This is a genomic window from Zoogloea sp. LCSB751, assembly GCF_002028455.1.
GTDB lineage: Bacteria > Pseudomonadota > Gammaproteobacteria > Burkholderiales > Rhodocyclaceae > Zoogloea.
On record NZ_MWUM01000001.1, the window covers coordinates 406,143 to 422,008 of the forward strand.

Consider the following 15,866-nt stretch of genomic DNA (forward strand, 5'->3'; position numbering starts at 1 on the left):
GTTCTACTTGATGGTCGTCGCCGACATGCTGGCGAATTCCAGCACCAGGGCGGCGAGGGCGTCGGATTCGGTTTCGATCTCGGTGGCCAGCGCGGCCTGCTTTTCGGCGACCCATTCCGGGTCTTCCAGGTCGTCGGCCCAGCAGAACGGGGCCTGGCTGCTCATGCGTGACAGGCGCTTGCGGCGGATGTCGAGGAGATTGCCCAGGCGCGCGGCGGCACCGGCCGGGAAGGGGCGTTGCGCGGTGGCGACTTCCCGCTCGATGAAGGGCGCCAGCGCGTCGAGCAGACCGGCGTCCATGTCCCGATAGGCGTCGTCCACCTTGCTCCAGTAACGCTCGGCCAGTGCTTCGTCGGGGCGGATCTCCGGATGCAGGTGGCGCGCCAGACGGCGCCAGGCGGAACGGCAGCGGGTGACCCGGGCCGGATCGAGGGGCGGACGGCCGCCGGGGTGGCGCTGGCTCTCGGCCAGCACACGGGTATGGTCGGCTTCCAGGGCCTGCCAGGCCAGCACTTCGGAGGCCACGGCGCGTTCGATGGCGGCCAGCGCCAGGCTGCTCAGGGGCTCGCCGCGGCGCAGGCGGGCGTGGCCGAGCTCGACACGGCTGCGGTAGGCCCGGTGCTCGACCTTGAGGCCGAGCAGGCGGACTTCCAGTTCGCCGAGGCTGGCCTGGTAGCGGGCCAGCAGGTAGGGGCGCTCGAAACGTTCGAGCCACTCGATGGCTTCGAGGGTATCGGCGAGGGCTCCGGCCAGCTGGCCGGCATCGGCGGACTCGGAAGGGGAGACGGAATTGCGGTCGACGGACATGGCAAGGCTCCGGATGCGGTGGTTCGGCACGCGTGTTGCGGTGCCGCACAGACACTTCGAATTATGCACCCGTGAGCGGGCCCCGGCGCGCTCCGGTATCATATCGCACCTTCTTTTTGCGGCGCGGCAATGGAACTCCTGACTACCTTCATCGATATCGTCCTGCACCTGGATGTCCATCTGGCAGACCTGGCGACCAACTATGGCACGTGGATCTACGCGATCCTGTTCCTGATCATCTTCTGCGAGACCGGACTGGTGATCTTCCCTTTCCTGCCCGGTGATTCGCTGCTCTTCGTTGCCGGTGCGCTGGCCGCCACCGGGGGTATGGATATCGGCGTGCTGTGCGGTGTACTGCTGGCCGCCGCGGTACTGGGCGACAACACCAACTACTGGATCGGCCACACCATCGGGCCCAAGGTGTTCCGCTGGGAGAATTCCCGCCTGTTCAACCGCCAGGCCTTCGACAAGACCCACGCCTACTTCGAATCCCACGGCGGCAAGACCATCATCATCGCCCGCTTCCTGCCGCTGCTGCGCACCTTTGCGCCCTTCGTGGCCGGCGTGGCGCGCATGACCTACCCGCGCTTCGTGGCTCTCGACTTCCTCGGCGGCGCGATCTGGATCTTCTCCCTGAGCCTGCTCGGTTACGGCTTCGGCAACCTGCCGGCGGTCAAGAACAACCTGTCGGCGGTGATCCTCGGCATCATCGCCATCTCGCTGCTGCCGGTCTTCATCGGCTGGCTGCGCGGCCGCTCCACGGCGCGGGCGGCGAGCTGAGGACTCTTCATGCAGAAAAACATCGTCATCCTGATCTCCGGTCGCGGCAGCAACATGGAGGCCATCGTTGCCGCTGCGATTCCCGGCGCCCGCATCGCCGGTGTCATTTCCAACCGGCCCGATGCGGCCGGCCTGAACTTTGCCGCCGAGCGTGGCATCCCGACGCGGGTGGTGGATCACAAGGCCTACCCGGACCGCGAAGCCTTCGATGCCGCACTGGCCGCAGCCATCGACGCGCTGGCCCCCGACCTGGTGGTGCTGGCGGGCTTCATGCGCGTGCTTACCGACGGTTTCGTGAGCCGCTACGCCGGCCGCCTGCTCAACATCCATCCGAGCCTGCTGCCGTCCTTCCCGGGCCTGCACACCCATCGGCGGGCACTGGAGGCCGGCGTGCGCGTGCACGGCACCACCGTCCATTTCGTGACGCCGACCCTTGACTGCGGCCCCATCGTGGTCCAGGCCGTGGTGCCGGTATTGCCTGGTGATGACGAAGCGACGCTGGCCGCCCGCGTGCTGGTGCAGGAGCACCGCATCTACCCGCAGGCGGTGCGTTGGTTCGTCGACGGGCGCCTGAGCTTCGATGCCGAAGAGCGCGTCCGCGTCCGTGACGAGCTGGTCGGCCCCGCCGGCTGGACGGTGCCGCCGGTCGAGGCCTGAACCGTCGATGGCCTTATTCCGCCGGGCTGGTTCGACCCTCGCCGTCGCGATCGCGGTATCGCTGCTGGCCCACGGGATCGCACTGGTCGGCCCGTCCTGGCGGCTGCCCTCCGAGCAGGTGAGCGTGCTGCCGCCGCTGGATGCGCGCCTGACGCCCTTGCCGAAGCCGACGCTGCGGGAGGACAAGCAGCCTGCCGCCGCAAGCAAGCCTGCCCCCCGACGACCGGCTGCGCCGCCGCGGCCCGTCGCCGATCCAACGGCGGCCATCGAGGCGGTGCCGGTTCCGGAAACGTCCCCGGGGCCGGCGGTGGAGGCCAGACCGGAAACACCGCCTGTCGCCGGGGCACCGGAAGCGCCGACGCCCGATAAGGCGTCGGGGGAGGGCGCCGGCGGCAAGCTGTCGGCACCGGGCTACGGTGCTGGCTGGGCCAGGTCCGGTCGGGTCCAGTACAACGTGATCCGCGGCGAGCGCAACTTCATCATCGGCCGCACCACCCACGCGTGGACGCATGACAAGGACCACTATTCGATGGAGACGGTGGTCGAGACCGCCGGCCTCATCGGCTTGTTGCGGCCTTTCAAGATGATCCAGCGCAGCGAGGGGCGTATCGGCCCCAACGGCCTGCTGCCGGACGCCTTCACCGTCGAACGGGACGGCCAGTTGAAGGAGAAGGCCGACTTCGACTGGGCCGCCGGCAAGGTGGTGTTGACGGCCGGCGAGCGGCGGCGGGAGTTTGCGCTGGCCGAGGGCGACCAGGACGTGTTGACCCTGATGCACGATCTGGCCCTGCGGCCGGAGGGCTTCACCCGCGCCGAGCTGCTGGTGGTGACCGGCAAGAGCGCGGTGCGCTCGGTGATCGAGAACCTCGGCCTCGAGGAGCTCGACGTGCCGGCCGGCAAGGTGTCCGCCTATCATCTGGGCAGCACCGGCCACCGCGGCGAGCTTAAGATCGACATCTGGCTGGCCCGCGATTACGCCAATCTGCCGATACGCCTGAAGATCACCGACAAGAACGGTGACGTACTCGACCAGGTCGCCACCGGCGTCGACCTCGGCAAACACGCCCCGCAGTAAAATCGCGGGCAAATCCAATAAATAATTCGGGGCCGCTTCGCCGGCCCCGGTCCGCTCCATTGGGCGAGCATGCTCGCCCCCACAAGCAAGAGTAACGAATTCCCATGACCATCACCCCCGCCCAGATCCAGTCCGCCAGCCAGGCCTTGCGCACCGTGCTGCGCTTCGAGTATCCCGCCGATTCGGTGCTGTCCCGCTATTTCAAGGACCTGCGCGAGCTGGGCGCACGGGACCGGGCCTTCGTCGCCGAGGCGGTCTATGGCGTGCTGCGTCGCAAGCGCACCCTCGAACGCCTGTGCGGCCCCGAGGCTTCCACCCGCCAGCTGATCCTGGCCTGGCTGGCCCGCGTCGAAGGCACCACCTTGCGCCAGCTGGGCGAAGGGCTGCACGGCCGTGACATCGACTACTTCACCGAGATCAAGGGCCGCGACGCCGGCGAGCTGAGCCTCGCCGAATCCACCGATCTGCCCGACTGGCTGGCCGAGCGCCTGCTCGCCACCCTGAGCCCCGAGCAGGTCGTCGCGCTGGCCCAGAGCCTCAACCGTCCGGCGCCGCTGGACCTGCGCGCCAATACCCTGAAAATCGAGCGCGACGCGCTGGTCGAGCGCCTCAAGGCCGACGGCATCGCCTGTGCGCCGGGGCGTTATTCCCCCACCGCGGTGCGCCTGGAAGGCAAGCCGGCGCTGCAGAAGCACCCGCTGTTCCTCGACGGCAGCTTCGAGGTGCAGGACGAGGGCAGCCAGTTGCTCGGCTTCCTGCTGCAGCCCAAGCGCGGCGAGATGGTCGTCGACTTCTGCGCCGGCGCCGGCGGCAAGACGCTGTTGCTCGGCGCGCTGATGCGCAACACGGGTCGCTTGTACGCCTTCGACGTGTCCGACAAGCGCCTGTCGAAGCTCAAGCCGCGCATGGCCCGTTCCGGCCTGTCCAACATCCATCCGGTGGTGATCGCCAGCGAGAACGATCCGCGCGTCAAGCGCCTGGCCGGCAAGATCGACCGGGTGCTGGTGGATGCTCCGTGCAGCGGCCTCGGCACGCTGCGCCGCAACCCCGACCTGAAGTGGCGCCAGAGCCCGGAGGCGCTGGCCGAGTTGACCGTCAAGCAGGCCGCCATCCTGGCCAGTGCGGCACGCCTGGTGAAGCCGGGCGGCCGCCTGGTGTACGCCACTTGCAGCCTGCTGCCGGAGGAGAACGAGGCCATCGTCGCTGCCTTCCTGGCCGCCAACGAAGGTTTTGTGCTGCTGAACGCGCAGGATGTGCTGGCCAAGCAGGGCGTTACCGTCGAGTGTGGCGAGCAACTGCGCCTGACTCCGCAAAGCCACGACACCGACGGCTTCTTCGCCGCGGTGCTGGAGCGCAAGGCCTGATGCCGCTCCGCCTGCTGCTGGCGGGCCTGATGCTGCTGTGCGCGGTTCAGGCCCGCGCCCTCGAGCGGGATCCGTCCACGACGGTGAGCGCCAAGGGCAAGGTGGAGATTGCCTTCTCCCCGTGGAACGATCCGGAAGCGGTGTTGCTGAAAGCGATTAGCGAGGCCAGGGAACGCATTCTGGTCCAGGCCTATCTATTCACCAGCAAGCCGCTGGCCCACGCGCTGATCGACGCCCAACGGCGCGGCGTGAAGGTCGAGGTGATGCTGGATGCGGAGATGAACCGGCCGGCCTCGCCGAGTGTCCTGCCCGCTCTGCTGGCCGCCGGCATTCCGGTGGCGGTGGAGACCCGCTACAACATCGCCCACAACAAGGTGATGATCTTCGACCCGGATTCGCCGCGCGCGGCGCTGGCTACCGGGTCCTACAACTTTACCCGGGCGGCCAGGTTGTCCAACGCGGAGAACCTGCTGGTGCTGCGCGGTAATCCGGCGCTGGTCCGCGTGTATGCCGACAATTGGCAGCGCCAGCGCGCCGAGGCCCAGGTGGTGCATAGCCTGGACGATCTGCCCGAACGCAAGAGGAGAGAGAGTGGAAGAGAATCAGATCGCGCATCTGCTGACTGACCTGTGGGACGACCTGCAGCAGCCCTCCGTGTTCTGGCAGGTGGGCGTGCTGGTCCTGTGCCTGGCGCTGGCCGGACTGATCACGAGGCAGATCCGCGTGTTCCTGCATCGCCGCCTCAAGGCCAATCCACAGCTGCGGCGCGGCGCGGGTGAGGAAAGTCTGCGCCGGGTGATCTTTCCGGCCACCGCGCTGGGCTTGGTGCTGTTTGCCCGCATCATTCTCAGCAACTGGCAGCACGTGAACCTCTTCCGCCTGGCGGTGCCCTTGTTGCTGGCCATGGCGGCGATCCGCCTGACCGTGCATGCGATCAAGCGGGCCTTTCCGCAGGCAGGCTGGCTGGCCGCCTTCGAAAAATTCTTCGCGTTTGCCGCCTGGATCATCGTCGCGCTGCACATCAGCGGCGTGCTGCCTACCGTCATCGACGGGCTGGAGCAGATCGACTTCACGATCGGCAAGGCCAGGCTCAACCTGTGGATGCTGCTGCAGGGCGCGCTGACGGTGCTGCTGACGGTGCTGGCGGCCCTGTGGCTGGGCGGCGTCATCGAGACGCGGCTGATGAACACCGAGGGGCTCGATTCCAATCTCAAGCTGGTCTTTGCGCGCCTGGTGAAGGCGGCGCTGATCGTGCTGGCGGTGGCCATCGGCCTGCCGCTGGTGGGCATCGACCTCACCGCGCTGTCGGTATTCGGCGGGGCGCTTGGTGTCGGCCTCGGCTTCGGCATGCAGAAGATCGCCGCCAACTACGTGTCGGGCTTCATCCTGCTGCTGGACCGCTCGATCCGCCTCGGCAACCTGATCTCGGTCGGCAACGAGCGCGGCGTGGTCAGCCAGATCACCACCCGCTACACGGTGCTGAAGGGCATGACCGGCATCGAGTCCATCGTGCCGAACGAGACCCTGGTCGGTTCGGTGGTACAGAACGAGACCTTCACCGACCCCAAGGTGCGCATCGCGCTGCCGATCCAGGTCAGTTACACCAGCGACCTGGAAAGGGCGATGGCCATCCTCGTCGAGGCCGCCAAGCTCCAGCCGCGGGTGATGGACGATCCCGGTCCCGGTGCCTTCGTGGAGTCCTTCGCCGACAGCGGCATCAACCTGCAACTGGGCTTCTGGATCAAGGACCCCCACGAGGGCACCCTGGGTATCCGCTCGGCGATCAACCTGGAGGTGTGGCGGCGTTTTCGCGAGGAGGGGATCGAGATCCCCTTTCCCCAGCGGGAAGTGCGGCTGCTCAACCCCGTCGCGCCGCAGGCCAGCGTCTAAGCTCCGTTGGGGCGAATTCACTCGCCCCAACGGGGGTGTGTGGCCAAGCATATTTCAGTGTTGCTGAAAAGCCCCTGGTGGGGCTTTTTTGACTTTTGGCCACGCTTTCACCTTGGTTTGCCTGGGGGACTCGACTAGAATCGGCGCACTACCCAACGAAGGATCGTAGGCCTCGATGTTTTCCGGATTGTTCGATTTACCCTGGTGGGGCTATGTGGCCATCACCCTGGCACTGACCCACGTCACCATCGCTGCGGTGACGATTTTCCTGCACCGCCATCAGGCGCACCGCTCCCTCGAGCTGCACGCGCTGCCTTCCCTGTTCTTCCGCTTCTGGCTGTGGCTGACCACCGGCATGGTGACCAAGGAGTGGGCGGCCATCCACCGCAAGCACCACGCCAAGTGCGAGACCGCCGAAGACCCGCACAGCCCGCAGATCCACGGCATCAACAAGGTGCTGTGGACCGGCGTGTTCCTGTACGTGAAGGAATCCCGCAACCCGGAAACCATGGCCCGCTACGGCCACGGTACGCCTGACGACTGGATCGAGCGCAAGCTCTTCTCGGCCTGCCCGAAGACTGGCATCTTCATCATGCTGGGCATCGACATCGCGCTGTTCGGCGTGTGGCCCGGCGTGCTGATGTGGGGCGTGCAGATGATCTGGATCCCGTTCTGGGCCGCCGGTGTCGTCAATGGCCTGGGGCACTTCTGGGGCTACCGCAACTACAACTGCGCGGATGCTTCCACCAATCTGCTGCCGTGGGGCATCCTGATCGGCGGTGAGGAACTGCACAACAACCACCACAGCTTCGCCACCTCGGCCAAGCTGTCGGCGCGCTGGTATGAGTTCGACATCGGCTGGCTGTATATCCGGACTCTCGAGATCCTCGGCCTGGCGCGCGTGAAGAAGACCATCCCGACGCCGCGCTTCGGCGCTGCCAAGGCGCGGCCCGATTTCGACACGCTGCAGGCCATCATCACCTGCCGCTACGATGTGATGACCCGCTACGTGCAGTCCCTGAAAGTCATCGCCAAGGAGGAGTTCGCAGCGCTCAAGGCCCACTCCGACGGCAGCTTGAAGGTCAAGGAGCTGCGCCGCTGGCTGACCGCCGAGCATGGCCAGCTGTGCGCCGACGAGAGCAAGCGCCTGGCGTCCCTGCTGCAGGCCAATGCGCGGCTGCAGACGGTGGTGACCATGCGTGAGGAACTGACGGCCCTGTGGGCTCGCTCCACGGCCAGCCGGGAACAGCTGCTGCAGCAGTTGCAGGACTGGATCGCCCGTGCCGAGCAGAGCGGTATCCAGCAGCTGGAAGAGTTCTCCCGGCGCCTGCGCCGCTACGCGGTCTGATCTTGCCCCGCACCTCTGCAAGCCCGCCCGCGAGGCGGGTTTGTCGTTTCTGGAGCCTGCCGTGTCTACCCTGATTCTCTTCAACAAACCTTTCGGCGTGCTGTGCCAGTTCACCGGTGAAGCGGGCAAGCGGACCCTGGCTGAATTCATCCCGGTGCCCGGCGTGTATGCGGCGGGCCGCCTCGATGCGGACAGCGAAGGCCTGCTGGTGCTGACCGACGACGGTGGGCTGCAGAAGCGCATTGCCGATCCCCAGCACAAGCTCCCGAAGACCTACCTGGTGCAGGTGGAAGGGGTGCCCGACGAGGCGGCGCTGGCCCGCCTGCGCGCCGGCGTGGATCTGGGCGATTTCGTCACCAAGCCCTGCGAGGCACGCCTGGTGGACGAGCCGGGCTGGCTGTGGCCGCGCAATCCGCCGATCCGCGAACGCAAGGCGATTCCGACCCGCTGGATCGAGATCGTGTTGCGCGAGGGCAAGAACCGCCAGGTACGGCGCATGACCGCCAAGGTTGGCTTCCCGACCCTGCGCCTGATCCGCCAGCGTATCGGCGACTGGTCGCTGGCCGAACTGGCGCCGGGTGAATGGCAGCAGACGCCGGTGCCGGCGAGCCTGCGGAGCCGTCTCCCGCTTGCGGCGGCTGCGGCGACACGGCCCGGCAAGCCCGGTCAACCGCGCCGCCGGCCCCGCGTTGCTTGAAGCTGATTGTTGGGGCGGATTCATTCGCCCTTGAGTCGTTTGAATGACCGCCACGGGCGAATGAATTCGCCCCAACAGTAACTTTCTTTCTGTCGCTACCATGGCCCTGATCCGCTGTTCTCTGACTTCCGTCGCCGCCGCAGCGTCCCTCGCGCTGTCGGCCCTCGTCGCCCACGCCGATGGCGAGATGCCGCTCACCGAACTCTCGGTCGGCATGTACCGCATCGAGGCCGAAGCCGCCCTCACCCAGCAAGACCGCATGCGCGGCCTGATGCAGCGCAGGAGCATGCCCCAGAACCACGGCATGCTCTTCGCGTTCACTGAGTCCCAGCGTCACTGCATGTGGATGAAGAACACCCTGCTGCCGCTGTCGGTGGCCTTCATGGACGAGCAGGGGCGTGTCCTCAACATCGAGGACATGCAGCCGCAGACCGAAGACAACCACTGCGCGGCCAGACCGGCACGCTTTGCGCTGGAGATGAACCTGGGCTGGTTCAAGCAGAAGGGGATTGGTGCCGGTACGACGATCAACGGCGTGGCCCGGCTGGCGGGGGCGGCGCGCTGAGCGTCTGGGGGCAGGCAGGGCGTGGTGGGATGGGGTCATTCATTCGCCCGGCGCAGCCTGAACCTGGCTTCCGTTGCGGAGGGCCAGACGACAAGGGCGCCTTGCGGCGCCCTTTGTCATTGGAGCGGGTGAAGGCTCAGGCCGTCAGTTCGAGCAGCTTGCCGAAGGCCGTGGCGAACTGGGCCAGGCCGTCCTGTTGCAGACGCTCGCCGAGGACTTCCAGATCGAGGCCGAGGGCGGCCAGTGCGGCGATGTGGGCGGCGGCGCCGTCCACATCCTCGGTGACGGTGCCGGCACGGACCTGGCCGTGGTCGGCGAAGGCGGCCAGCGTGGCGTCGGGCAGGGTGTTGACGGTTTCCGCGCCGATCAGCGGTTCGACGTACATCAGGTCGGAATAGGCCGTGTTTTTGGTTCCGGTGCTGGCCCACAGCATGCTCTGCGGGCGGGCGCCCTTGGCGGTCAGGGCGGCGAAGCCCGCGCCGTGGAAGCGCGCCAGGTAGCGCTGGTAAGCCTGGCGGGCCAGCGCCACGCCGGCTTGGCCGCGCAGCGCAAGGGCGGCGTCGCTGCCGATCTCTTCGAGCTGCTTGTCGATCAGGCTGTCCCAGCGGGACAGAAAGACGCTGGCCACCGAGCGCACACGGGACACGTCGCCACCGGCAGCGGCGAGCTTGTCGAGGCCGCGCTGGTAGGCGCCGGCCACGGCATCCACATGGCCCAGCGAGAACATCAGCGTCACGTTGATGCTGACGCCTTCGCCGGTCAGCGTTTCGATGGCGCGCACGCCGGCCGCGGTGGCCGGGATCTTGACCAGCAGGTTGTCGCGGGCGACGGCGGCGCGCAGGCGGCGGGCCGCGGCGACGGTGCCGGCCTCGTCATCGGCCAGGGCCGGGGAGACTTCCAGGCTCACGTAGCCGGCATCGCCCTGGCTGGCGTCGAAAACCGGGCGGATCAGGTCGCAGGCGCGCTGCACGTCCTCGATCACCAGGCGCTCGTAGCGCTGCTCGGCCGACAGGTTCTCGCCGTTCAGCGCATCCAGCGCCGGGCGGTAGTCGTGGCCATCGGCGATGGCCTTGTGGAAGATCGCCGGATTGGTGGTCACGCCGGCCACGCCATTTTCGATGTGGCGGGCGAGCAGGCCTTCGTTGATCAGGGCGCGGGACAGGTTGTCCAGCCAGACTTGCTGGCCGGCGGCACGGGCGGCTTGAATCGGATTCATGGATGCGGGCTTCGGCGTGGCAGTGGTTCGGAATGATTCCACCATTCTGGCGGAATCCCGTGGCAGATGAAAGTCAGCGCGGCGGCCAGTGGATCTCGAAATACCCGGGCTGGGAAGTGGGGCGGGCAGCGCCGCCGGCGATGGCGGGCAGGCGGTTGAGGAACTCGGGTTCGCCGCTCAGCGTGCCGTCGAAGCGGGGCATCTGGCCTGGGGCCGCTTCCCCGCTGCCGTTGGCGACGACCTCGCCGGCGAGGGTCTGCAGGGTGTAGCGGACCAGGCCGTTCTGGGCATTCAGGCGGATCTCGTAGTCGCCGAACTGGCGCCCCGGGAACAGCGCGCTGCGCGCGCCCCGCCACAGCAGGCGGGCTTCGCCCGAGCAGCGGCCGTCGGGCGGACAGTGCCAGGCCGGGGCTTCGACGGTCAGGTCGCCTTGCCAGCCGGCGCGGGCGGCGGGGTGGGGGATGGGGCCGAGCGCCGCATCGGCGGGGGCGTGCAGGCTGAAACCGCTCACATCCAGGCCACGCAGGCCCGCCTCAATGTGGCCGACGGGTACGCTGCTGCTGGCCAGGGACCAGGCGGCAGCGCCGCGGACGAGGGCGCTGGCGTCGAAGTCCCAGCTCAGGGGGAGCCAGGGTTTCAGGCTGCGCCCATTTGCATCCCGGCTGGCCAGCACGCCGTGGCCCCGCCACAGGCTGCCTTCGGCTTGCTGCAGGCGCAGGCCGTCCTGGGTCAGGTGGGCCACCAGCAGGTCGATGAGCCCGGCGGGGGCTTTGGCGATCAGCAGGATCAGTGTCAACAGTGCGAAGACGAAGGCTTTGCGCAGCATGGCTCAGGGGGCGGACGGTCCGGCCAGCACCGCGTCGATGCTGGCCTGCGGGCCTTGCTGCTGGATTTCCATGCGCAGCACGCGCAGGCCCTGGTCGCGCTGCACGGCGGCCAGCCAAGTAACGAGTTCGTCGAAGGGCGCCTGACCTTTCACATGCAGGCCTTCGCCGCCGGCCTGCAGCGTCAGGCCCAGGCCGCGGCTCTTGGCTGAAGTCTGGGCGGCTTCGAGGAGGGCCGGGCCGGCGGGGGCCTGCAAGGGGGGCTGGGTGCGCAGTCGGGCGATTTCGGTGGCCGATTCCTGGACCTGTTCCAACTGCGCGGCACTGCGCGGCAGGCTGCGGTCGAGGCGGGCACGTTCGTGGCGGGTCCAGTCGAGCAGGCTCAGTGTGAGGCCGACGGCGACGACGGCGCCGGCGATCAGCACCAGGCGGCGTTCCCGGGGGCTGATGCCCTGCCAGGCGGTGACGAGGCGGGTGATTGGGCCGATCGCGGCGCTGCCGACGGCGGACTTGGTGGCGTTCATTGCAGGTTCTCCCGGCGCAGCAGCAGATGAGGGGCGTTGCCGTCCCGGCGCAGGTCGGCGAGCAGGCCGCGGCTGGCGAGCAGGCCCACTACCGCTTCGGCGCGGGCGGCCGCGCCGCCGCCGAGGGTCAGGTCGAGGCGGCCGTCCTCGTAGCGCAGCGCGACGATGCCGGCCGCCGCGTCGGTGCCGAGGGCTTCGGCGGCCTGGGCCAGCAGGGCCAGCGCATCGTCGTCCCGCAGCAGGCCGTGGCGGGCCCGTTCCTGGTTGAGTTGCTGACGCATCTGGGCCGTCGGTGCGACCACCGGGGTGTTCGGAAAACTGCTGCGGTAGACGCGCTCGATGCGTCCTTCGATGTCGCCGAGACGCTGCTTCTGCCACAGTACCTCGCCCACGTTGGCGGCCAGCCACAGGGCCAGTGCGCCGCCGCCGACGGCCAGCGCGGGACGCAGCCGGCCGAGCCAGGCGCCGCCGCGGGCGTGGGGGGCGAAGTCGCCATGCAGCAGGTTGGCGGCCTTGCGGTCGGCGCCCTGCCACCAGCGGTAGGGCTCTGCGGCCGCTGTTTCGATGCCGGTTTCGACCTGCAGTCCTGCCAGGTCGGGCGTCGGTGCGTCGGCTGCCACGTGGACGTCGATGCGGGACGGGGCTGTGTTGGCGGCCCGCGCCGTGCCGGCCTGCTGGGCCAGCAGCGGCACCAGGATGTCGCCGTCGATGGCCAGGCCGGTGTTCGGCCCGGTGCGCAGGATGGCACCGTCGGCGGACAGACTCAGCTGCCAGCTGTCGTGGTCGGCCGGGGCGGCCTGCAGCTCGGCGAGCACGCGTTGCGGCTGCCGGCCAATGGCGGCAAGCTGGGCCACCACGAGGCGCAGGCGTTCGCGGGCGACCACCAGCACGCCGGCCAGATCGCGTTCTCCGTCGTCGGCCGGACGGCGATGGCTGACGGTGAGGTGCTGGCTGTCCGGATCCTTCAGCAGCCGGTCTTCCAGCGCGTAGGCCAGCAGGCGCGGCAGGTCGCGGCGGGTCGCCCGCGGCAGGGGCACTTCGAGCCACAGGCACTGGGGGCCGGTGAGGATGACTTCGCATGCGTCGGCGGCCGGCCAGTGGCGGGGCTCGGAGCGGCCCTCGGAGAGCGGCTGGCCATCCGGGCCGAGGAGCGCCCAGGGGCAGTCCGGCCGGATTGGCCAGTGCTCGTCGATGGCGAGGATGAGACGGGTCATAGCAGTTTCTGCCAAACGATAGTGGGCCAGCGCTGCTCGCGGTCCAGCAGGACCTCCATGCGGACCATGGAGACGCCGAAGCGCGCGCGGCCAGTGGCGAGGAAATGCCGGCTGGTGGTGGCCAGCCGGTTGGTGTCGGGGTTGAGGTCCTGGGACGGCAGGCGGGCCTTGAAGTCCGGCAGGTCCTTGAACCAGGCGCGGCTGCGCTGGACGATCAGCAGGCGGGCGGCGTCGAGGCTCAGGCCAGGAATCGCTGCGGCGAGGACTTCCGCCGGTGCGGTGTTGACGTTGATCTTGCTGTCGGCGGGCAGTGCCGCGACGAAGGGGCTCAGGCGGGCCACCAGGTCGGGCGTGAAGCCACGCACCTGGGCCAGCTCGCTGACCGCCAGCAGCGGTCCGTTGGCAGGCCGGCGGATCGGCGTCTGGGCTTCGTACCAGGACGATTCGGCGCCGCCGGGCAGGCGCGGCGTGTCGTCGGCGTCGAGCCAGTCGAGCAGGGCCGAGGTGAGGTTGAGGGCGTCTCCCTCGCCGACGCCGACGATGGCCAGCAGGCGGCGGAATTGCTCGACTTCGAACAGGCTGGCGCCATCCACCTGGACCAGGTTGTTGATATTGATGCGTCCGGACAGGTCCTGCAGTTCGCCGCTGACCTCGCCTTCCTCCACTGGCGTCGGTGGCACCTTGACGGCCCAGCTCTCGCCGAGGTGGTCCACCGAGTTCGTGCGCGCGTCCTCGGCCAGTACGTTGCGCGCCCAGTCCACGGCGCCGCGGGCCAGCAGGCGGGCCTGGGCCTGGTCGTGGCGGCCCATCACCTGATCCATGGCGACGCCCAGGTCGCCGACCGCGGCGGCGGCGATGCCGGCGACGAGGGCTACCGTGAGCAGCGCGAGGATCACCGCGGCACCGCGCTGGGTGCCGTGTCGGCGGGGCGGACCGAAAACGGGGGGGGAAGGACGGCAGCTCATCAGCGGAGGGCGATCATGCGCGTGATGGTGCCCACGTCAGGCAGATCGAGTTCGAGGATCACTGCATCCGGCAGCGCGGCGCGGCGGTCTCCCGGCGGCCAGGCGTCCAAGCGGTTGTTGTTGTACAGAAAGCGCCAGCGCAGGTCGCGGATGTTGTCGAGCAGGGGCTCCACAGCCGGTTCTCCAAGGGGCTCGCGGCCGCTCCAGCGCAGCCATTCGAGGCGGCCGTCCACCAGACGGAAACCGACCCGGCGTACGCCGCGGCTGTCGTCGAGGCGCAGGAACTGGAATTCCGGGCCGCCGCCGTTGGCTGCGCGGCCGAGGAGCATGGCCGGCGTGCTGGTGCTGGTTGCCGCTGTCGGCACGCCGGCTGCGCCGCGCTGATCGCCAGGCGCGACGGCCTGCAGCAGATCTGTATCGATGCGCTGCATGCTACGGCCGATGGCGCGCCAGCGCTCGAAATTGGTCTCCAGCCGGTCGCGGCTGGTGGCGACCTCGGACAGGGCGCGGTAGGACAGCACGCCGAGGATCGCGAAGATCGCCAGCGCCACCATCAGCTCGATGAGGGTCAGGCCGCGCTGGCTGCGCAAGATGGGGATCATCGCAGTGGCCTCGCCAAGTAGCCGCTCAGGCGGGCGATGGCGTGCTGATCCGATTCCTCGCTGAAGACGCTGACGTCCACACGGCGGAACAGGGGGTTGGCGGTGTTCTTCACGTCCTCGCGCCAGCGGTAGCTGCGCCCGGCCTGCTCGGCGGTGCCTTCGTTGGTGCCGGCGTTGGGCCAGGCCTGGGTGGCGCGCAGTTCGGCCAAGCGGTTTTCTGCGATCCAGTCGCCGACGAGGCGTTCGCGCAGTTCGGCGGAAGACTGGGCGGTGACGCCCATTGCGCGGAAGGCGGCGGTCAGCGCAATAGCCAGGATGGCCAGCGCGACGAGGGTTTCGAGCAGCGTGAAACCGCCCGTCTGGCGCGCACCGCGACGCATCATGAGCTGCGGCCCGGCAGGGCCAGGCTCACGTCGCCGTTGGCCTTGCCGATCAGGCGGGCCTCGCCGCCGGGGGTGGCGATGCGCAGTTCGTATTCGGGCGCCTGGGTGCCGAACTGCAGGCGCGGCGTCGCCGCTTCCGGCTGGCCGTCGATGCGCAGCCCGGACCAGTACAGGCCGCCGGGCAGCGTCTTTTCGGTGAACACCGGCGGATCGTTGAGAGGGCGCCAGTTGTCGTCCGGGTCGAGGGCCGAGAAGCGGTAGCCGTCCGGCAGGAACTCGATGACGATCGGCCGGCCGCGGACCGCCGCCCGGTCGGCGGTGGCTTCCAGTACCAGGCGCAGGCGCTTGAGGGCCTGGTCGGCGTCACGCCCGCGCAGGCTGTCAAGGCCGAGACTGATGCCGGTGGACATGACGCCCATGATGACCAGCACCACCATTACCTCGATGAGGGTGAAGCCGGCGTGGCCTCTCCGGGGATGCTCCCGTGGGGGCGCCACCAGGGTGGCGGGAGCTGTCGTCACAGATTCCAGGAGCCGATGTCGGCGTCGAAGCCTTCGCCGCCGGACACGCCGTCGGCACCGAAGCTCATCACGTCCACCTCGCCCTTCAGGCCGGGGATCACGTACTGGTAGGGCTTGCCCCAGGGGTCCATCGGCAGCTTGTCGAGGTAGGCCTTCCAGTTTTCCGGCACCGGCGCGGAGGTCGGCTTGACGACGAGGGCCTGCAGGCCTTGCTCGGCACTGGGGTAGCGGCGGTTGTCGAGCTTGTAGAGCTTGAGGGCCTGCATGATCGCCGAGATGTCCTGTTTGGCCGCGACGACGCGGGCTTCGTCGGGGCGGCTCATGACCTTCGGCACCACCAGCGCGGCGAGCACGCCGAGGATGACGATGACGACCATCACTTCGATGAGGGTGAAGCCGCGGTTGCGGCGGAGGCGATTGAGCATCGGTACGTC

19 protein-coding genes are annotated in these 15,866 nt (G+C 68.7%); 9 read left to right on the forward strand and 10 right to left on the reverse strand.

Annotated elements, in window-relative coordinates; translation table 11 throughout:
* Positions 1-3: 3 nt before the first annotated feature.
* Entirely contained in the window at positions 4-807 is an 804-nt protein-coding gene (locus B4920_RS01905) for a hypothetical protein (RefSeq protein ID WP_079432902.1), read from the reverse strand.
* 129 nt (positions 808-936) lie between these two features.
* Between B4920_RS01905 and B4920_RS01910 the strand changes: the two genes are divergently transcribed.
* The 9 genes from B4920_RS01910 (at position 937) to B4920_RS01950 (ending at position 9,183) form a co-directional block, all read left to right on the forward strand.
* Positions 937-1,587 carry a DedA family protein gene (locus B4920_RS01910; protein WP_079432903.1) on the forward strand — a complete coding sequence of 217 codons (651 nt, stop codon included), beginning with the start codon at positions 937-939 and terminating at the stop codon, positions 1,585-1,587.
* A gap of 9 nt (positions 1,588-1,596) precedes the next feature.
* The gene (gene purN, locus B4920_RS01915; protein WP_079432904.1) at positions 1,597-2,244 is read left to right on the forward strand and encodes a phosphoribosylglycinamide formyltransferase; all 648 of its coding nucleotides are present in this window, start codon (positions 1,597-1,599) and stop codon (positions 2,242-2,244) included.
* Between the two features lie 7 nt (positions 2,245-2,251).
* Positions 2,252-3,319, forward strand: a complete 1,068-nt coding sequence (locus B4920_RS01920) for a DUF3108 domain-containing protein (protein WP_161493222.1) — start codon at positions 2,252-2,254, stop codon at positions 3,317-3,319.
* 104 nt (positions 3,320-3,423) lie between these two features.
* On the forward strand, positions 3,424-4,683 hold the full coding sequence (locus tag B4920_RS01925; RefSeq protein WP_079432906.1) for an RsmB/NOP family class I SAM-dependent RNA methyltransferase: 1,260 nt from the start codon (positions 3,424-3,426) through the stop codon (positions 4,681-4,683).
* Positions 4,683-5,309 carry a phospholipase D family protein gene (locus B4920_RS01930; protein ID WP_079432907.1) on the forward strand — a complete coding sequence of 209 codons (627 nt, stop codon included), beginning with the start codon at positions 4,683-4,685 and terminating at the stop codon, positions 5,307-5,309. Before B4920_RS01925 ends, B4920_RS01930 begins: the two co-directional genes overlap by 1 nt.
* A complete protein-coding gene (locus tag B4920_RS01935; RefSeq protein ID WP_254050811.1) occupies positions 5,275-6,573 on the forward strand; it encodes a mechanosensitive ion channel family protein in 1,299 nt (432 codons plus the stop codon). The genes B4920_RS01930 and B4920_RS01935 overlap by 35 nt, the downstream gene beginning before the upstream one ends.
* A 175-nt stretch (positions 6,574-6,748) precedes the next feature.
* Complete coding sequence (locus B4920_RS01940) at positions 6,749-7,921, forward strand: fatty acid desaturase (protein ID WP_079432909.1); 1,173 nt, start codon at positions 6,749-6,751, stop codon at positions 7,919-7,921.
* A gap of 61 nt (positions 7,922-7,982) precedes the next feature.
* On the forward strand, positions 7,983-8,618 hold the full coding sequence (locus B4920_RS01945; RefSeq protein ID WP_079432910.1) for an rRNA large subunit pseudouridine synthase E: 636 nt from the start codon (positions 7,983-7,985) through the stop codon (positions 8,616-8,618).
* A gap of 100 nt (positions 8,619-8,718) precedes the next feature.
* Complete coding sequence (locus B4920_RS01950) at positions 8,719-9,183, forward strand: DUF192 domain-containing protein (RefSeq protein ID WP_079432911.1); 465 nt, start codon at positions 8,719-8,721, stop codon at positions 9,181-9,183.
* A 136-nt stretch (positions 9,184-9,319) separates the two neighbouring features.
* Here B4920_RS01950 and tal read toward each other — a convergent pair whose 3' ends face one another.
* The 9 genes from tal to gspG form a co-directional block, all read right to left on the reverse strand.
* Positions 9,320-10,399 carry a transaldolase gene (gene tal / locus B4920_RS01955; RefSeq protein ID WP_079432912.1) on the reverse strand — a complete coding sequence of 360 codons (1,080 nt, stop codon included), beginning with the start codon at positions 10,397-10,399 and terminating at the stop codon, positions 9,320-9,322.
* A gap of 73 nt (positions 10,400-10,472) precedes the next feature.
* A complete protein-coding gene (gene gspN / locus B4920_RS01960) occupies positions 10,473-11,225 on the reverse strand; it encodes a type II secretion system protein N (protein WP_079432913.1) in 753 nt (250 codons plus the stop codon).
* A gap of 3 nt (positions 11,226-11,228) precedes the next feature.
* Positions 11,229-11,747 carry a type II secretion system protein GspM gene (gene gspM / locus B4920_RS01965; protein WP_079432914.1) on the reverse strand — a complete coding sequence of 173 codons (519 nt, stop codon included), beginning with the start codon at positions 11,745-11,747 and terminating at the stop codon, positions 11,229-11,231.
* Positions 11,744-12,961 (reverse strand): type II secretion system protein GspL, encoded by a 1,218-nt coding sequence (gspL, locus tag B4920_RS01970; protein WP_079432915.1) that lies wholly within the window; start codon positions 12,959-12,961, stop codon positions 11,744-11,746. Before gspL ends, gspM begins: the two co-directional genes overlap by 4 nt.
* Positions 12,958-13,926, reverse strand: a complete 969-nt coding sequence (gspK, locus tag B4920_RS01975) for a type II secretion system minor pseudopilin GspK (protein ID WP_079432916.1) — start codon at positions 13,924-13,926, stop codon at positions 12,958-12,960. The genes gspL and gspK overlap by 4 nt, the downstream gene beginning before the upstream one ends.
* Positions 13,926-14,528: a type II secretion system minor pseudopilin GspJ gene (gene gspJ / locus B4920_RS01980; protein ID WP_079432917.1), complete on the reverse strand. Its 603-nt coding sequence runs from the start codon at positions 14,526-14,528 to the stop codon at positions 13,926-13,928. Before gspJ ends, gspK begins: the two co-directional genes overlap by 1 nt.
* Positions 14,525-14,911, reverse strand: coding sequence for a type II secretion system minor pseudopilin GspI (gspI, locus tag B4920_RS01985; protein WP_079432918.1), 387 nt, complete (start codon positions 14,909-14,911; stop codon positions 14,525-14,527). The genes gspJ and gspI overlap by 4 nt, the downstream gene beginning before the upstream one ends.
* Entirely contained in the window at positions 14,908-15,432 is a 525-nt protein-coding gene (locus tag B4920_RS01990; RefSeq protein WP_139379403.1) for a prepilin-type N-terminal cleavage/methylation domain-containing protein, read from the reverse strand. Before B4920_RS01990 ends, gspI begins: the two co-directional genes overlap by 4 nt.
* Positions 15,429-15,857 (reverse strand): type II secretion system major pseudopilin GspG, encoded by a 429-nt coding sequence (gspG, locus tag B4920_RS01995; RefSeq protein ID WP_079432920.1) that lies wholly within the window; start codon positions 15,855-15,857, stop codon positions 15,429-15,431. The genes B4920_RS01990 and gspG overlap by 4 nt, the downstream gene beginning before the upstream one ends.
* Positions 15,858-15,866 lie beyond the last annotated feature (9 nt).